14 protein-coding genes and 1 pseudogene are annotated in these 16,571 nt (G+C 72.6%); 5 read left to right on the top strand and 10 right to left on the bottom strand.

Going from position 1 to position 16,571, the window contains the following annotated elements:
* Window positions 1-41: 41 nt before the first annotated feature.
* Window positions 42-1,364, bottom strand: a complete 1,323-nt coding sequence (locus tag DDW44_RS28295; RefSeq protein WP_108908247.1) for a DUF6777 domain-containing protein — start codon at window positions 1,362-1,364, stop codon at window positions 42-44.
* Window positions 1,365-1,517: 153 nt separating this feature from the next.
* Here DDW44_RS28295 and DDW44_RS28290 point away from each other — a divergent pair, with 153 nt between their 5' ends.
* The 3 genes from DDW44_RS28290 to DDW44_RS28280 all read left to right on the top strand — a co-directional run bounded on the left by DDW44_RS28290 (window position 1,518) and on the right by DDW44_RS28280 (window position 4,560).
* Window positions 1,518-2,336, top strand: coding sequence for a YndJ family protein (locus DDW44_RS28290; protein WP_108908246.1), 819 nt, complete (start codon window positions 1,518-1,520; stop codon window positions 2,334-2,336).
* A 248-nt stretch (window positions 2,337-2,584) separates the two neighbouring features.
* Window positions 2,585-3,160, top strand: coding sequence for a DUF1990 family protein (locus DDW44_RS28285; protein WP_051093178.1), 576 nt, complete (start codon window positions 2,585-2,587; stop codon window positions 3,158-3,160).
* The gene (locus tag DDW44_RS28280) at window positions 3,127-4,560 is read left to right on the top strand and encodes a lipase maturation factor family protein (RefSeq protein ID WP_108908245.1); all 1,434 of its coding nucleotides are present in this window, start codon (window positions 3,127-3,129) and stop codon (window positions 4,558-4,560) included. The genes DDW44_RS28285 and DDW44_RS28280 overlap by 34 nt, the downstream gene beginning before the upstream one ends.
* A 74-nt stretch (window positions 4,561-4,634) precedes the next feature.
* On the opposite strand, the gene DDW44_RS32255 is transcribed toward DDW44_RS28280, so the two are convergent.
* From DDW44_RS32255 to DDW44_RS28265, 4 genes are all read right to left on the bottom strand, one after another.
* Complete coding sequence (locus DDW44_RS32255) at window positions 4,635-4,805, bottom strand: hypothetical protein (protein WP_017947290.1); 171 nt, start codon at window positions 4,803-4,805, stop codon at window positions 4,635-4,637.
* Between the two features lie 421 nt (window positions 4,806-5,226).
* Window positions 5,227-6,690 (bottom strand): SDR family NAD(P)-dependent oxidoreductase, encoded by a 1,464-nt coding sequence (locus DDW44_RS28275; RefSeq protein ID WP_108908244.1) that lies wholly within the window; start codon window positions 6,688-6,690, stop codon window positions 5,227-5,229.
* A 318-nt stretch (window positions 6,691-7,008) separates the two neighbouring features.
* Window positions 7,009-7,698 carry a (2Fe-2S)-binding protein gene (locus DDW44_RS28270; RefSeq protein WP_108908243.1) on the bottom strand — a complete coding sequence of 230 codons (690 nt, stop codon included), beginning with the start codon at window positions 7,696-7,698 and terminating at the stop codon, window positions 7,009-7,011.
* A 117-nt stretch (window positions 7,699-7,815) separates the two neighbouring features.
* A complete protein-coding gene (locus tag DDW44_RS28265) occupies window positions 7,816-9,045 on the bottom strand; it encodes a transglycosylase family protein (protein WP_108908242.1) in 1,230 nt (409 codons plus the stop codon).
* 248 nt (window positions 9,046-9,293) lie between these two features.
* Here DDW44_RS28265 and gndA point away from each other — a divergent pair, with 248 nt between their 5' ends.
* Window positions 9,294-10,736, top strand: coding sequence for an NADP-dependent phosphogluconate dehydrogenase (gndA, locus tag DDW44_RS28260; RefSeq protein WP_108908241.1), 1,443 nt, complete (start codon window positions 9,294-9,296; stop codon window positions 10,734-10,736).
* 521 nt (window positions 10,737-11,257) lie between these two features.
* Here the strand turns inward: gndA and DDW44_RS28250 are convergent.
* The 5 genes from DDW44_RS28250 to DDW44_RS33620 all read right to left on the bottom strand — a co-directional run bounded on the left by DDW44_RS28250 (window position 11,258) and on the right by DDW44_RS33620 (window position 15,719).
* Window positions 11,258-12,115: a hypothetical protein gene (locus DDW44_RS28250; protein WP_108908240.1), complete on the bottom strand. Its 858-nt coding sequence runs from the start codon at window positions 12,113-12,115 to the stop codon at window positions 11,258-11,260.
* 16 nt (window positions 12,116-12,131) lie between these two features.
* Window positions 12,132-12,566 (bottom strand): aspartate 1-decarboxylase, encoded by a 435-nt coding sequence (panD, locus tag DDW44_RS28245; protein WP_108908239.1) that lies wholly within the window; start codon window positions 12,564-12,566, stop codon window positions 12,132-12,134.
* A gap of 971 nt (window positions 12,567-13,537) precedes the next feature.
* The gene (locus DDW44_RS28240) at window positions 13,538-14,137 is read right to left on the bottom strand and encodes an alpha-L-rhamnosidase C-terminal domain-containing protein (RefSeq protein WP_108908238.1); all 600 of its coding nucleotides are present in this window, start codon (window positions 14,135-14,137) and stop codon (window positions 13,538-13,540) included.
* A gap of 203 nt (window positions 14,138-14,340) precedes the next feature.
* The gene (locus DDW44_RS28235; RefSeq protein WP_167455543.1) at window positions 14,341-15,270 is read right to left on the bottom strand and encodes a family 78 glycoside hydrolase catalytic domain; all 930 of its coding nucleotides are present in this window, start codon (window positions 15,268-15,270) and stop codon (window positions 14,341-14,343) included.
* Complete coding sequence (locus DDW44_RS33620) at window positions 15,159-15,719, bottom strand: hypothetical protein (RefSeq protein ID WP_425275669.1); 561 nt, start codon at window positions 15,717-15,719, stop codon at window positions 15,159-15,161. The genes DDW44_RS28235 and DDW44_RS33620 overlap by 112 nt, the downstream gene beginning before the upstream one ends.
* On the opposite strand from DDW44_RS33620, the pseudogene DDW44_RS33615 reads away from it, so the two are divergent.
* Window positions 15,627-15,994, top strand: a pseudogene (locus DDW44_RS33615) (hypothetical protein); the annotation flags it as partial. The gene DDW44_RS33620 and the pseudogene DDW44_RS33615 overlap by 93 nt on opposite strands.
* Window positions 15,995-16,571 lie beyond the last annotated feature (577 nt).

The following is a 16,571-nucleotide window of genomic DNA, read 5'->3' as shown; positions in this document are numbered from 1 at the left end:
TGCCATCATTTGTCCGATTTATCGAGCGAGCGGGGGCGGTCTCAGCCCTGCACGCTCCCACCGCCGCCGGCGGCGGGCAGCCCGGCACCGGTCGCGCCGCCGGTGCCGGTCCCGGCACCGCCCGGAAGCGGCGCGTCGGGAAGCGGCGCGTCCGGCAGGATGACGTCGGGCGCGCCGTCGGGGTTGCCGCCACCGGCGGTACCCGCGCCCTGGCCCGCGCCACCGCCGGAGTCCGGCGAGATCAGGATGTCGCTGTCGCTCTGGCCGGCGCCCTGGCGGTCGAACGCGCCGGGGACGCCGGCGTCCGGTCCGCCGGTGCCCTGGCCGACCCCGTCGGGCAGCGGCGCGTCCGGAAGGATGGGCGGCGGGCCGTCGGGGCCGCGGGGCGGCGCGCTCGGGGTGCCGGGGCGGACCGCCTCCGGGGACGCCGGCTGGGGGGCCGGCGCGTCGGGGCTCGGCGGCGGGGGCTCGCTCGGCGAGCCGGGCGCGGCCGGCAGCGGCACCTGGGGGGCGTCGACGACATGGAGGCCCGGGTCGTACGCGGGCGGCACCTGCGGGTTCTGGTCCGCCTCGCCGTCCGATCCGCTCCTGCGCTCCATCCAGGTACCGGCGGCCATGTCCACGAGCACCAGGTTGTCGATCACGTGCGCGGCCCTGGTGATCACGACCACGCGGTCACGGTCGTACCCCTGCCAGGGCTTGCCCTGCTCGTTCACGGGCCCGGCGGTCACCACGGGCGAGGCGAGCGGACTGCCGGAGGCGCAGCGGACCCGGGGCGAGCCGTGCTCGTCGACCAGCACGGCGGTCCCGGCCTGCAGGACCACCTGATGGCGCTGGGCGATCCCGTCGCGGTAGCCGTGGTTGGTGAGCCGTGCGTCGGCGCGCAGCATCACGGGGGTCAGGCCCCGCAGGAAGCCCGGCATGTCGTGCTGGCCGACGCCGACGCCCTCGGTGAACGCCTGCGCCTTGCCCTGGTCGGCGACCAGAAGGCGGATCTGCTGCTCCACGTCGCAGCTGGCGACGGACCGGGTGCCGCCGTACAGCCCGGGGGCGGAGCCCAGCACGGTGCGGATGGACCGCACCGAGGTGTCCTTCCCCCCGGATGCGGAAGCGGAGGCGGAGGTGGAGACACGGGGCGCCGGGAGCTGCCGGGACACGGCCGTCGCGGTGGCCGTGGAGGGGGTGAACGGATCAGGGCCCGGCTCCGCGGCCGACAGCAGGCGGACCTCCTGTGAGGGGGTCGATCCCGACTGCCCCTGATCCGTCAGACTGCCGCAGCCAGTGACCAGCAGTGCGGCCGACAGGCCGGCCGACAACGCGGCCAGCCCGGCGTGCCGGCGATACATCGGTGAGCGCACGAACATGCCCCGCCATCTCCCGCCTGTTGTGAGGGTGTACCCGGAGTGATCACTCCCTGTCTTGCCCCATGGCTCCCGATACCGCGACTTGAACGCGTTCAAGAGTCACCCTTATGCTCGACCACGGAACTGAACGCGTTCAATCCCGGGGGTGACACGATGACCGCGCTGGTCAACGTGATCGTGATGCTCGGCATGCTGGTGATCGTGCCGCTGGGGCTGCGGCTGGTGCCGGGCCCTGAGCCGGGTGCCGTCCGCCGGCTCTGGCCCCTGCTCGCCCTGCCCGGCGCCGTCAGCCTGTGGCTGCCCCGGGGCGCGCTCGCCACGGCTCTGGCCGCGGTCTACGCCCTCGCCACCGCCGCCCTCGCCCTGCACGCCCCCGCCCGGCTGCGCCGCACCCGTTCGCTGGCGCCACCGGAGATCGCCGTGCTCACGGCGCTGGTCGCGCCGGCCGTCGCCGGGGTCGCCCTGGTGGCCGAACGCTCCGGCCGTGAACTGCTGGGATTCGACCTGGAGATCCTGGCCCTGACCGTGCCGCACTTCCACTTCGCGGGCTTCGCCGCGGCGCTGGTCGCGGGCCTGGTCTGCCGTTCCGCCCGGGGCGCCACCGGACGGTTCGCGGCGCTCAGCGTGCCGGCGGGCACCCTGCTGGTACTCGCCGGCTACTTCACGGGCGACTGGGTCGAGCTGGCCGGGGCGGTGCTACTGACCGCCGGGATGTGGGCCGTCGCGCTGCTGACCTGGCGCGATGTCCGCACCGGCAGGGCCGAACGGCTGATTCGCAGGCTTCTGGGGGTCTCGGCGGCCGTTCTGGTGGCGACCATGCTCCTCGCCCTCAGCTGGGCCCTCGGCGAGGCCACCGGCCTGCCGCACCCCAGCCTCACCTGGATGGCCGCCACCCATGGCCTCGGCAACGCCCTGGGCTTCGCCCTCTGCTCGCTGGCGGCCCTGCTGCGACTGGCGGAGAAGACCACATGAGCGGGCCGCGCCGGGAGCGCCGCGCGCCGAGCCCACCCCGGCGCGGGGACCACCGCGCCGGCCCGACCAACCCACCGACCCGACCGACCGGCCCGACCGGCACAACCGACCCCGCCGACCCCGCCGACTCGACCGGCACGAGCGGCACGAGCAACCACACCAGCTCCTCCGACCCCACCGACCCCACCGACCCCACCGACCGCACCGACCGCACCGACCGCACCGACCGCACCGGGGAGAGCGACCGCATGACCTTCCCTCATGGACTCAACTACGCCGAGACCGGCGCGACCCGCCGCCTCCCCCTCCCCGGCGGCTACCACCACCTGCACATCCGCATGCGGGTGGGCAGCGGCCGCGCGGCACTCGAGACCGCGGGAGCCGCCATCACCGGCTGGCGGATGCACCGCGCGTCCGGCGCGCGGGTGACCGCCTCCACCGCACGCGCCGAACCGGGCACCTCGGTCGAGGTCTCCCTCGGCGTCGGGCCGCTGCGCTTCCGGGCCCCCTGCCGGGTGATCTGGACCGCGTACGGGCCGCACCGCGTCGGATTCGCCTACGGCACCCTGGCCGGCCACCCCGAGTGCGGTGAGGAGAGCTTCCTCGCGGAGCTGGCGGAGGACGGCACCGTGTGGTTCACGGTGACGGCCTTCAGCAGACCCGCCCGCTGGTACACCCGGCTCGCCGGGCCCCTCGTACCGGTGGCCCAGCGGATGTACGCGCGGCGGCTCGGTGCCGGGCTGCGGCGCCTGGTGGACCGGGCGGACACTGGGGGTACGGGAGGTCCGCGATGGAGTGGTTCTCGGCACCCGACTACTGGCTGAGCAGACTCGTCTTCCAGCGGGCCCTCGCCGCGCTGTACCTGGTGGCCTTCGTCGGGGCGGCCCTCCAGTTCCGCGCCCTGATCGGCGAGCGCGGCATGCTTCCGGTGCCCGAGTACCTGCGGCACGCCCCGATGCGGCGGGCACCGAGCATCTTCCAACTGCACTACTCGGACCGGTTCTTCGCCTGCTGCGCCTGGACGGGGGCGGCACTCTCGGCCGCGCTGCTCGGGGGCGCGGCCGACCGTCTGCCGCTGTGGACGGCGATGCTGTGGTGGGCCGTGCTGTGGGCGCTGTACCTGTCGATCGTCAACGTCGGGCAGACCTGGTACGCCTTCGGCTGGGAGTCGCTCCTGCTGGAGGCGGGGTTCCTGGCGGTCTTCCTCGGCAACGAGCGGACCGCGCCCCCGGTGCTGGTGCTGTGGCTGCTGCGCTGGCTGCTGTTCCGGGTGGAGTTCGGCGCCGGGCTCATCAAGATCCGGGGTGACGAGTGCTGGCGCCGGCTGACGTGCCTCTACCACCACCATGAGACCCAGCCGATGCCGGGACCGCTCAGCCGGTACTTCCACCGCCTGCCGAAACCGCTGCACCGGGTCGAGGCAGCCGCCAACCATGTGACCCAACTGCTGGTGCCGGTACTTCTGTTCACGCCCCAGCCCATCGCCTCGGCGGCGGCGGGGCTGATCGTCGCCACCCAGCTGTGGCTGGTCCTGTCCGGCAACTTCGCCTGGCTCAACTGGCTGACGATCGCGCTCGCGCTCCCGGCCGTCGACCTCTCCGCGCTCGCCGCTCCGCCCCCGCTGCCGGCCCCGCCACTCTGGTACGAGGTCCTGGTGATCGCGGTGACCGCTCTCGTCCTCGCGCTGAGCTACCACCCGGTGCGCAACATGGTCTCCCGGCGGCAGGCGATGAACCGGTCCTTCGACCCGCTCCACCTGGTCAACACCTACGGCGCGTTCGGCACGGTGGGGAGGGTCCGCTACGAGGTCGTGGTCGAGGGCACGGACGAGCGGGTGCCGCGACCGGGCACCGTGTGGCGGGAGTACGCGTTCAAGGGCAAGCCGGGGGACGTCCGCCGGGTCCCCCGGCAGTACGCCCCGTACCATCTGCGCCTGGACTGGCTGATGTGGTTCGCCGCCCTGTCCCCCGCGTACGCCCGTCCCTGGTTCGGCGGCTTCGTGCAGCGGCTGCTGGAGAACGACCGGGACACCCTGAGGCTGCTGCGGGGCAATCCGTTCCCGGACGCACCGCCGTCGTACGTCAGGGCCCGGCTGTACCACTACACGTTCACGGACCGGCGGCAGCGGCGCGCCACGGGTGCGTGGTGGCAGCGGCGCTTCGTGCGCGAGTACCTGCCGCCCACCCGGCTGAGGGCCGGGGACGTCCCCGCGGGGCAGGCCTGACGTGCCCGGCCGGCCGGGACGCAGTCACCCCCGGTCCGAGGGGACCGGGGGTGTGACAGCCGTGGGGCGCGAGATCAGTCGATGCCCTGCAGGATGTGCGGCTCGGCGAGGTCGTCCTCGTAGCCGGCCAGCCTGATCGGCGCGGATCGCGCCCAGACCTCGAGGCTTCCGAGCTCGTCCGGCCGCCCGGGTCGTTCGCCGGGTTCCGCCGAGGGCTTGGTCTTCTTCTTCGTTTCAGTCGTCACCGCGCACTCCTTAGTGTCGCGTTCACAGGGACAAAGTCGGTCCGGTCGCGGTGGCGCCGTTCTTCGGGCGGGATCGCGGCCGAGGTTGCGGACCTGTCCCGGGGCGGTCTCGGGGGGTTTCGTGGGCCCCTTGCCGACCGTCCGTGGGTTCCAGACTAACCAAATGAGCGCGGCTGCGCTCGATGGATTACGTCACATCGGGCGCTTCTTTGCCGGAAACCATCCCAAGGTGACGGCCCATCGGGTACAGGAAACCCCCGGGGAGTCTTGCTCGCCCGGGGGAATCCGCCGTTCGGGTTACCTCGCGACTCGGGTACGGGGCCCGCGCGACTCACCTGCGGGGTGCCTCGCGGCTCACGTACGAGGTGCTCGCGGTACGCCTGCGGGGTGCCCGCGGCTCATGTGCCGTTCGCCCGGCTACTCACCAGTTCGCGCGGTCGTAGTCCTTCAGGAAGCAGCCGAAGAGGTCCTCGCCGGCCTCACCGCGCACGATCGGGTCGTACACCCGGGCCGCGCCGTCGACCAGGTCGAGCGGCGCGTGGAAGCCCTCGGCCGCGAGGCGCACCTTGTCCGGGTGGGGGCGCTCGTCGGTGATCCAGCCGGTGTCGACGGCGGTCATCAGGATGCGGTCGGCCTCGAACATCTCCTGGGCGCTGGTACGCGTGAGCATGTTGAGCGCCGCCTTGGCCATGTTGGTGTGCGGATGGCCAGCGCCCTTGTAGCCGCGGCTGAAGACGCCCTCCATGGCGGAGACGTTCACGACGTACTTGCGCCTGGCCGGGGAGGCGGCCATCGCCGCACGCAGCCGGCTGATCAGGATGAACGGCGCCGTGGAGTTGCACAGCTGCACTTCGAGCAGCTCGACCGGGTCGACCTCGGAGACGGTCTGGATCCAGCTGTTGCTGTCGTGCAGATCGGGCACCAGCCCGCCGGCGTCGATCGCGGTACCGGCCTCGATCCGGGCCGGTGACGCCGACCCGGAGACGAGGGCGAGAGCGGTGACGTCCTGGGCGGTCAGGCTCTCCGACCGGGGCCCGGGCAGCGCCGCGACCCGGTCCACCCCACCGCTGCCGAACGTGCCGATCACCTCGGCGGCGGGCAGCTCGCCGGCGGGCAGCGGGGCCCCCTCGGCCGTGACGAGCTCGCGGTACGCCTGCGGGGACCGGCGGACGGTCTGCGCGGCGTTGTTGACCAGGATGTCCAGCGGCCCCTCGGCGGCGACCGAGTCGGCGAGGGCGACGACCTGCGCCGGATCGCGGAGGTCGATGCCGACGATCTTGAGGCGGTGGATCCACTCGTCGCTGTCCGGCATCGCCTTGAAGCGGCGGATCGCGTCGTTGGGGAAACGGGTGGTGACGGTCGTGTGGGCGCCGTCCCTGAGCAGCCGCAGTGCGATGTACATGCCGATCTTGGCCCGGCCGCCGGTGAGCAGCGCACGCCGGCCGGTCAGATCGGTACGGGCGTCACGGCGGGCCCGGTTCTCGGCCGCGCACTTCTGGCACAGCTGGTGGTAGAAGGCGTCGACCTCGACGTAGCGGGTCTTGCAGATGTAGCAGGACCGGGGGCGCCGGAGTATGCCCGCGATCTCCCCCGTCACCGAGGAGGAGGGCAGCAGGCCCTGGGTCTCGTCGTCGATCCGCTCCGCGGAACCGGTCGCCGTGGCCTCGGTGACGGCCTTGTCGTGGGCGGTCTTGGCGGCCCGGCGCTCCTGGCGGCGGCGCTGCTTCACGGTGCGGTAGATCCCGGCGGTGGCCCGGCGCACCGTGATGGCGTCGGGGTGGTCGACCTCCAGGCGGTCGAGCTCCTCGAGAACGCTCAGGCAGACGGCCAGTCGCTCGGGGTCGATGCCGGGGCCGAAGTCCGGGCTGTCGTCTGTCACCGTCATCGCCGCTGCCGTTCCCTGTGTTCTCGGTGTCCGCTTGGGGGATCCCAAAAGCGGAACTTTACGTCAGAGGCGGGTGTGCGGACCAAACCGCTGCCCGGAGGGTAGCGGGCGGTCACTCTCCGCGATCAGGCGCGCCCGGTCGGGCACAGGGCCGGGCGCCCGACGGCTGACGACGCCGGTGCAGTGGACGTCGAGGACGCCGGTGGCGTGCCGGGGACGGCCGAAGGCACCGCTGCCGTGCCGGGGACAGCCGAGGACACCGCCGCCGTGGACGGCTGACGTCACCGCCGCCGGGGCGCACGGTCGAAGACGCCGGTGCTACCCACCCTGCCGCCGGGGCGGACGGTCGAAGACGCAGTCCCCGCACAGCCCGCCGCCCGGGCACCGGTAGTAGAGACAGCAACTGGTGCGGCGCAGCACCGGCCCGGCCACGGTGCCGGACAGGTCCGGATGGTCCAGCAGCCCGGACGCGAGTGCGGTGGCGCGCTCCGCCGCGGCGGGCCGGTCGTGTTCCCGCGCCCAACGGTGGATCTCCCGCAGGGCGCCGGCGAGCGCGGAGCCGGCATTGCCCCACAGCAACCGGTGGGAGACGCGGGCGTCGCTCCGCAGGGCCTCGGCGAGCGGGACGAGGTGCCCGTACTGGACGGCCTCCCGGATGCCGTCGACGGTGCCGGGGAGCGTCCCGGGACGTGTCCAGCGGAGGTCGTCGGGCGAGGTGAGCTCCGGGTCCCAGTACAGCCCGTCGGCGGCCGGGTCGGGGAACGTTCCGTGGAGCGCGGCCGGGCCGAGCGCCGTGGACCAGAGGCGGGCGGCGAGACCGAGGTGGGCGATGGAGGCGGCGACCCGGCGTTCGGAGGCGCCCAGCCGCGCCGCGACCCGGTCGACGCGGGCGGTGAGCGGCGCGAGCTCGCCCGCGTAGAGCCTCGACAGCGGCAGATGACCAGGACCGGGCTCTCCGTACCGGGTCGCGAAGAAGCCGCCGATCGACTCCACCCGGGTCCGCTCCACGCGCCCCTCCCGGCTCGCTCCGTCGTCCTGCGTGCCCCGGGCCCGATGTCCGCGGGGCCCCGGCTTCGCCGCGGGTGCAGCATACGGCGGCGGCCGCGCGGCGCCGCACGAGGGGAGTCAGATGCTGACGCCGCCCGAACGGAGGTACCTGAGCGGATCGATGTCCGAACCGTACCCCGGCCCGGTGCGCACCTCGAAGTGGAGGTGCGGTCCGGTGCTGTTGCCGGTCGATCCCGAACGGGCGATCCGCTGGCCGCTGTTGACCCGCTGCCCTTCGCGCACGGTGAGCGCCGACAGGTGGGCGTACTGGCTGTACTTGCCGTCGTCGTGCCGGAGGACGATCTGGTAGCCGTACGCCCCCGCCCAGCCCGCCGAGACCACCCGGCCCGGGGCCACGGCCTTCACCGACGTGCCGGTCGGCACGGGGAAGTCCACGCCCGTGTGGTAGCCGCTGGACCAGGCCGAGCCGGCCTTGCCGTACGCGGTGCCGGTGCCGGCGGCGACCGGTGCGCTGAGACCGCCGCCGCGCTGGTCGCGGTCCGCGCGCTTCTCCTGCGAGGGTTCCGGTTGAGGCGTCGCCCGCTGCTTCTGCCGCGGCGGGGCGGCGGGCTGCGCCGCGGCCTTCGGCGGCTGCGACTTCGGCGGCTGCGTCTTCGGCGGGGACGCGGGCCGGGACTCCGGACGGCTCTTCGACGGTGCGGGGGCGGAGCCCCGCAGCACCAGCCGCTGGCCGGGGTGGATGAGATCGGGGTCGTCGCCGACGACCTTCCGGTTGGTCTCGTAGAGCGCCCGCCAGCCGCCGCCGACCCGCTCGGTCGCGGCGATCCCGGAGAGCGAGTCGCCGGGCGTCACCGTGTAGCTCTCGCGCTGTGCGGGGATCGCCGTCGGCGTCGCCTGCCCGGTGGTCGGCCGGGACGACGAGGACTGCGGGCGGACCTGCCGTTCGGGTGGGACGTCCGGTGTGCCGCCGTCGCGGGTCAGTCCCGCGCGGGAGGAGCAGACCGGCCAGGCTCCCGGCCCCTGGCCGTCCAGCACCTTCTCGGCGACGGCTATCTGCTGCTCCCGGGTGGCGAGGTCGGCGCGCGCGGCGTAGGCCGTCCCGCCGTACTCCTCCCAGGTGGACTGGCTGAACTGGAGGCCGCCGAAGTAGCCGTTGCCCGTGTTGATCCGCCAGTTGCCGGTGGACTCGCAGGCCGCGACCTTCTCCCAGACGTCCTCGGGCGCGGCGTCGGCCGTGCCCGCCGCGACCAGCGGCAGCGCCATGCCCGCGCCACCGGCGGTCACGGTGAGCGATAACCGGTTGATACGGCTCGGCTGGTACCGGCGGTGTCGTCCACGAACGGTCATGGGTCCCCCCTCGAACGCCTCAGCAGCCGCCAAAGCTATTGGCCCGCCACAAGACATGACAAGGGGGTGCGTGCGGCGCCCCGGCGCAGGGCGCACCACCGTCCCGCGGGGAACGCCGGACGATGCGCCCCCTCGCGCGACTCCCCGCCCTATGAACACCGCACACCGGTGACGCGTATTCATACTGGTCACGGGGAGGCGCACTTCCGCATGACCGCACGCAGTCGACGGACTCCAGGAGCACACGTATGAGTGGTACCGCCCAGATCGGCGTCACCGGCCTCGCGGTGATGGGCCGCAATCTCGCCCGCAACTTCGCGCGCAACGGCTACACGGTCGCCCTGCACAACCGGACCACCGCCCGCACCCGGGAACTCGTCGAGTCCTTCGGCGACGAGGGGGCCTTCGTCCCCACCGAGTCGGCGGAGGAGTTCGTCGCCGCGCTGGAGCGCCCCCGCCGCCTGGTGATCATGGTCAAGGCGGGTTCCCCGACGGACGCGGTGATCGAGGAGTTCGCCCCGCTGCTGGAACCCGGCGACCAGATCATCGACGGCGGTAACGCCCACTTCGAGGACACCCGGCGGCGTGAACGCGAACTCCGCGAGCGCGGCATCCACTTCGTGGGGGTGGGCGTGTCCGGCGGTGAGGAGGGTGCGCTGCACGGGCCGAGCATCATGCCCGGCGGTTCCACCGAGTCGTACGACACGCTGGGCCCGATGCTGGAGAAGATCGCCGCGAAGGCGGCGGACGGCACGCCCTGCACCACGCACGTCGGCCCCGACGGCGCGGGCCACTTCGTGAAGATGGTCCACAACGGCATCGAGTACGCCGACATGCAGCTGATCGCCGAGGCGTACCACCTGCTGCGCTCAGTCGCCGGATACTCGCCCGGGAAGATCGCGGAGACGTTCCGGGAGTGGAACAGGGGGCGGCTCGACTCGTATCTGATCGAGATCACCGCCGAGGTGCTGGCGCACACGGACCCGGACACCGGGAAGCCGTTCGTCGACGTGGTCGCCGACCGGGCCGAGCAGAAGGGCACCGGCCGCTGGACGGTGCAGATCGCCCTCGATCTGGGCGTGCCGGTGTCCGGCATCGCGGAGGCCGTCTTCGCCCGCTCGCTGTCCGGGCACGTCGAGCTGCGCGAGGCCTCGCACGCGCTGCCGGGCCCGGCGCCGCAGCCGCTCGGTGAGAAGGACGCCGCCCGCTTCGCCGCGCAGGTGGAACAGGCCCTCTACGCGTCGAAGATCGTGTCGTACACCCAGGGCTTCCACCAGATCCGGGCCGGCGGCGAGACCTACGGCTGGAACATCGACCTGGGCGCGGTGGCCGCGATCTGGCGGGCCGGGTGCATCATCCGCGCGGCCTTCCTGGACCGGATCAGGACGGCGTTCGACACGCGGCCCGATCTGCCGAGCCTGCTGTCCGACAAGCAGTTCGCCGAGGAGATCGGCGCGGCCCAGGACGACTGGCGCGCCGTGGTGGCCACCGCGGTACGCCAGGGCGTGCCGACGCCGGGGTTCTCGGCGGCGCTCGCGTACTACGACGCGCTGCGCGCACGCCGGCTCCCGGCGGCGCTCACCCAGGCCCAGCGGGACTTCTTCGGCGCGCACACCTATCGGCGCACGGACCGGAAGGGGTCGTTCCACACGCTCTGGGGCGGCGACCGGTCGGAGGTGGGCACGGACTGAGTCGTGGGCGCGGCGTGCCGCGGCGTGTCCGGTACGGCACGCCGCGGCACGCCGCGCCCGGCGTCGTGGCGCCGCCTCGCGCCACGCCGTGCGCACGCCGTGCCCGCGGCGCGTCCGTGGGGCGACCGTGCGGCGTCCGTGGGGCGGCGTCGACTCCTCCGGCGTCAGCTGAGTGGGCCGGGCTGGGGGTCCGGCCCGGGTACCGGATCCGGTCCCGGCGGTTTCGGAATCGGATCCGGCGCGGGACCGGGCGGCGGTTGCGGCGGGGGCACGGGTCCGGGCGGAGGCCCGGGTGCCGGTCCAGGGCCGGGCTCCGGAGGCGGCGTGGGAGCCGGCGGCACCGGGTCGGGTGGCGGCGTCGGTGGTACGGGGTCCGGGGGCACCGGCGTGGGGGGTGCGGGGTCGGGCGGCGGCTGGGTCATGGCTGGCTCCCGGGGATTCGGTCGTGCCGGGCGTCGCCGGGTCGGCCGACGGCGCGTCGGGGTTACATGCCTGCGGCTTCCCCGACATGCCCGGTCCAGTCATCGGCACGGGTGCGCCGTCGTCCCTGCCGCCACCGCCCGTGCCGCTGCCGCGAGGCCGGGGCGGGGACTGGAGAGCACGGGGACGGGGGTCGTGGCGCGGGCCGCCGCGTCCGCCATGGACGCCTGGGCCAGGACGATCACATCGGCTTCCCGAACCGCGTCGACGGCGGCGGCGACCGCGTCCAGATAGCCGTCGAGGTCGCCGGACTCGAAGCGCTCCCAAGCTCCCTCGACGAGGTGGGCGCGCACCCTTCCGGAGCCGTCCGGCTCGGCGCGGTCCGCCCCCTCCGCGCCGTCCGCCGGGCCGCGGACTCCCCGCGCCCGCCCCGCGCGCACCGTGGCTCCTCGATCCGGTTGCGGGCGCGGCCCGGCCGATCGGCCTGACTCCCGTAGCTCCGGCTCCCGGCACACTTCCAGTCGGCCTGCCACCCGGCCCGGTCCGCCTTGACCTCCCCGGCCCCGTTCGCCGCGACGGAGTTCCTCCCCGATCAGCGCGACCGTGGGCGCCACGGTACTCGCGACCGTCGCGACGACCACGATCCGCCGGTGGGCGGCCGCGGCCGCGGCCATGGGCCGGTCGACCCGCAGGACGGGCACGCCGACGTCCGCCGCACACCGCTCCGCCACCGCCCCGATGGTGGAACAGGTGCACAGGACCGCGGCCGCTCCCCCGGCGACCGCACCGGCCAGAGCCGCGCGCACGGCGTCCGCGACCGTCCGCGGACCGTATGCCCCGGCCCCGGCCAGCAGCTCCTCCTCGACGGTGTGCCGCAGCCGCAGCCCCGGGTGGTGGCGGTCCCGCAGCGCGTCGAAGACGGGCACATGGACCGGGGAGGTGTGCAGCAGCGCCAGCACGAGCCCCGCCGGCCGCTCAGTGTGGGGCCGCGGGCGCGGGCACGGCGTGCGGGCTGCTCTCCGTGTCGCTCCCGGGGACCGGCGCTGAGGGGTCCGAGCCGAGTTCGACGATGCGGTTCCGACCGTCGACGTGGACGACGCGGGGCACCAGCGCCCGCGCCTCGGCGTCGTCGACCTGCGCGTAGCTGATGAGGATGACCAGGTCGCCGGGGTGCACGAGATGGGCGGCGGCACCGTTGATGCCGATGACACCGGATCCCCGCTCCCCCTCGATGACGTACGTCTCGAGTCGGGCACCGTTGTCGATGTCGACGATGTGCACGAGCTCACCGGGAAGGAGGTCGGCCGCTTCCATCAGCTCGGCGTCGACGGTGACGGAACCGACGTAGTGCAGATCGGCCTGGGTCACGGTGGCCCGGTGGATCTTGGACTTGATCAAAGTTCGCAGCACTTTGGACTCCTAGAAGACGGCTCCCCGCCAGCTTTCTGCAGGTCAGGGGCGTCCCTCACTGTACATCGACATGTCTTCGACTCGAAGACCTCCAGGAAAATCGTGCGTTGTTGTGACCAGGTCTCCCGCCTGCGCATTTCTGCGCCAGCCAGGTGTCGCGAAGCCACCGACCAGGCGCACGCGCGAGGAACCGTTCGGGACTGATGCTGAGTGGGTGCTGACTTACCTGACGTCTCATCAGGCAAGTCGGCGGCATTGAGCCTGCTCGGGGGTAATCGGATCACGGCTCGCAGGCGAGTGCGAGAACGGGAAGGGAGAGCCGACCAGCACGCTTCCCCACCACACGATCGAACACTTCCTCGTCATTTCCCCTCTACGTCATGCCCAAGGCGCATCACCGTGTCGGAGGACAACGGTTAGGGGCGCGAATGATGTTCACATGTTTTCCGTGGCCCATCGGCCTCCAACTCGTCCATGAAGTGCCGAACTCATCGTCGTGGGGCTGGCTGCCACCGCCGTCCTGCACGGCCGCGTGCACGGTCACTGCTTCCGGCTCACGGCGACCTCAACCCGACCGCCCACCGCCTCCGCATCAACGTCAGAACGCCTGCTTGGACCTCCACCCGCGCCCCCCCTCCTAGCAAACACCGAACCCGACGACTCCAGACCGGGGACCGTGGCCTGGCGCTTCTTGCCGCCCTCGCCGACCACTGGGACTGCGTCCCCCACCCGCCGGGCGGCAAGGCTGTCCGGGCCGTGCTGACGACGCCGGTCGAAGCGTGACGCACACGGCTTGGCTCTGGGAGGGCGATTACAAGTCCTCCTTGCCCGGATGCCGGAACACCGAGCTGGTCTGGACCGGAAGGACGTTCCCGTTGGATCGGCGGGATGCGAGTCGCCGAGCACGCTCCACGGCCCGTGATTTGTCTGCGCCACCGCGACTTCCGATCGGTTGGGGAAGCACGCCGTGGTCAAGCACACGGGTTCCCCGGGGTGCGTTCGGTCAGGGTCTGCGCGCGACGCATCGGCACCCGGTGTTTCCCGGCGGCCACGCGGTGGCTCCGGCCGGTGGGGTCGACGAAGTGGACCGGGACCGGACTGGACACCACAGCCTGCTCGCCGGAGATCTCGACCTCAACCAGTCCGTACGGAGTCGGCGCCACGCCGGCCACCTCGCCCAGTGGGCCCGGCCGCGGGGCGATCCGCACCCGCTCGAACCCGGGCAGATCCGGCGAGATGCCCAGCACGTGCACGATCAGGTCGCGGGACGGAGTGCTGGACCAACCGTGCACGGGCGTGCCCCAACCCCAGCGCTCGCCGAAGGTGTCGTAGCCCTCACGCAGGAACACTGACCAGTCGCGGACCAGGTCGACGAACCGGATGCCGTGGCCCGCGCGGGCCACGGCGTCGTGCACGACGTAGCTGAAGAAGGGCTGGGCACGTACGATCTCGTGGTCGACGTCCCAGTCGATGCGCTGGATGCCGCGCCGCTGGTCCTCCTCCTTCTGGATGTCGTAGCCGCCGTCGCCGCCGATCCAGGAGCGGGTGACGACGGCAGAGCGGTCGATCATCGCCGCCGCGATCGCCCGCCACCGCTCACGCGGCGCGAGGCCCGCGACGATCGCGGCGGCGTTCGCGGCCTGCGAGGCGGCCGCCGGCGCTTTCCGTCGACGATGTGGTCGACGTACAAGCCCCGGCGCGGATCCCAGAAATCCTCGAACGAGACCGCCACACCCGCGTGCCGTTCCCGGGCCGCCGACCCGGCGTTGCCGACTCAGTCGCACAGGTCCGCGTACTCGGCGAGGCCACGGGCACACAGCGCGGACACTATGGAGGTGCGGGCGGTGGTGAAGGCGCTCGACCAGTCCACCAGATTCCACTCCGGCAGGTCGCTCAGCGTCCCGTGCTCGTCGAGGTGGAGCTCGTACCAGCGCAGCACCCGCTCCACGGTCGGCAGACATGGGGCGAGGCGGGTGCGGTCGCCGGTGTAGCGGTAGAGGTTGTGCACGCCGTGGACCCAGTGCAGGCACCAGTCGGGGATGGTGAACCCGCCGAACTGCTCAAAGTCACCGGCCACGCTCAGCGGCAGGATGCCGTCCGGACGCGGCGAGTTAGCCAGCTCGACGTAGTGCTCCGCCAGCCGCCAGTCGTCTTTCATCGCCAGATGCACCGTCTGGTGGACGACTCCATCACCGGTCCAGGCGCGCTGTTCGCGGCTCGGGCAATCGGTGTACGCGTCGGTGGAGTTGAGCTGAACGGTGCGGACACCCGCGCGGTAGATGCGGTCCAGCTCCTGGTCACCGCTGGTGAAGTGGGCCCCGCCCGACTGCGGGTACACGTGCTCGTGAACGGCCGCGTCCACCAGGGTCACCTCAGCGCCGTCGGGGGCGTGCGCCGTCAGGTGGAGGTAGCGCAGGCCGGCCGGTTCCAGGGCGGAGTAGGTCGCCCGGCCGCCCGAGCAGATGTAGCGGGCGCCGGCCTCGTAGTCGGAGGTGGTCTCTGTGACACCGATGCGTTTGGGCTCCTCGCGGTGGCCGAGCTCGAGGACGGTGCCGGGCGAGGCGTCGACGGTCAGTTCCACGAAACCCGTGGTCAGCGCGCCGAAGTCGAGAATGGCGTCGAGCCTCTGGTCGCGGTCGATCGAGGCGGACAGTGGCAGACCGGCACGGACCGACGTACCCGGGTCCTCAAGATACTGCACCACGCGGGCCGCCGGATGCGGGCTCGCCCAGTGCGGCTTCGGCCGGACTCGGGCGTCCAGGACCGCCGTCGGCCGTACGGTCGGGCCGCCGAGCACGATCGGCCGGGGGAGCAGCTTCCCCCGTACGGACTGACCGGTGGCCGACTGCGCCCGAGCCCGCCCCAGTGCCTGGCCTTCAAGATGGTTGCGGTCGGCCAACCGCTGTCGTCAAGGCCAGGGCCGGTCCAGCCGGTTGGCAACGCTCGGGCGTCCAGCACCTCGCAGGGGACGCCGAAGGAGCCCAGCATGCTCCACGCGGTGGAGCGGTGCACGCGCCACGAGACGTCGCTGGAAAGGTCGCAGGCTCCGTCCCACCGCGCATCGAGTACGAGACAGGCGTCACCGTTGATGCCGCCCTCGGGCGGCGCCAACTGCCACCACGACGTGGCCCGGCCGTAATAGGAGACCAGCACCGCGATCACGTTCGGGCCGCGGCACAGATGCCGGACCACATCGAACGCCACCCCCGGATCAACGACGCCGCTCAAGTGGACGCTGTCCCGGCTGCGCGTCGAGCCCGTTACCCAGGCCCTCGCCCAGTCCGCCGCCCTGCTGCGCACGGCCGGCCTCCACGGCCACAAGTACGCCATCGACGCCATGCTCTGCGCCACCGCCCTCGCCCAACCGGGCCGGGTCACCATCCCTGACGTCCGACGTCGAGGACATTACGATACTCACCACCGACCACCGACCACCGGCGCGTGACCGCCGAGAAGGTCTGACCACACCGGCGTGTCCCAGCCGAACTCCGGACTTCCTGACCGACGTGGCCTTGTCAATGGCCGGAACTACAGCTCGGCCCCCAAGAAGTGCCGCCGCTCGGCGCACCCATGCTTCTACAGCGCGCGCAAAGGGGCCGGAGGCGTCAACCCCGGCCCTTCCTGATCAGGCCCACTGAGACGATCTCCCGGAACTGGACGGACTGCTGCTCCTGGAGACGCCATGGAAGCGACGGACATGCCAGCCGGTTCGTCACGTGCCGTCGCGCCGACCGAGAATTCCCAGCCTTGCCATCTTGACCCGCTGGTAGCCCTTGGCGACGATCTCTTGGTGCAGGACGGCGCGATGTGCTCGCCTTCCTCCCATTTACTGCCGCAGGGATTCCAGGGAGGGATCGAGGCTGGTGGGGCTGGCCCCCGTCTGCTTCCTGCAGGTAAAGGGCGGCCTCCGGAGCCTACAACGATTCGCATCTGCGGTCAGATGTCCCAGAGTGTTTCAGGACTCACACTGGCCCATTGTTGACTCTCCCAGCACGCCATCAGGCA

This window comes from Streptomyces tirandamycinicus (assembly GCF_003097515.1).
In the GTDB taxonomy this organism is placed as follows: Bacteria; Actinomycetota; Actinomycetes; order Streptomycetales; family Streptomycetaceae; genus Streptomyces; species Streptomyces tirandamycinicus.
Note: the sequence above shows the minus strand (reverse complement) of the source record. Positions and strands in the feature narration are given on the sequence as shown.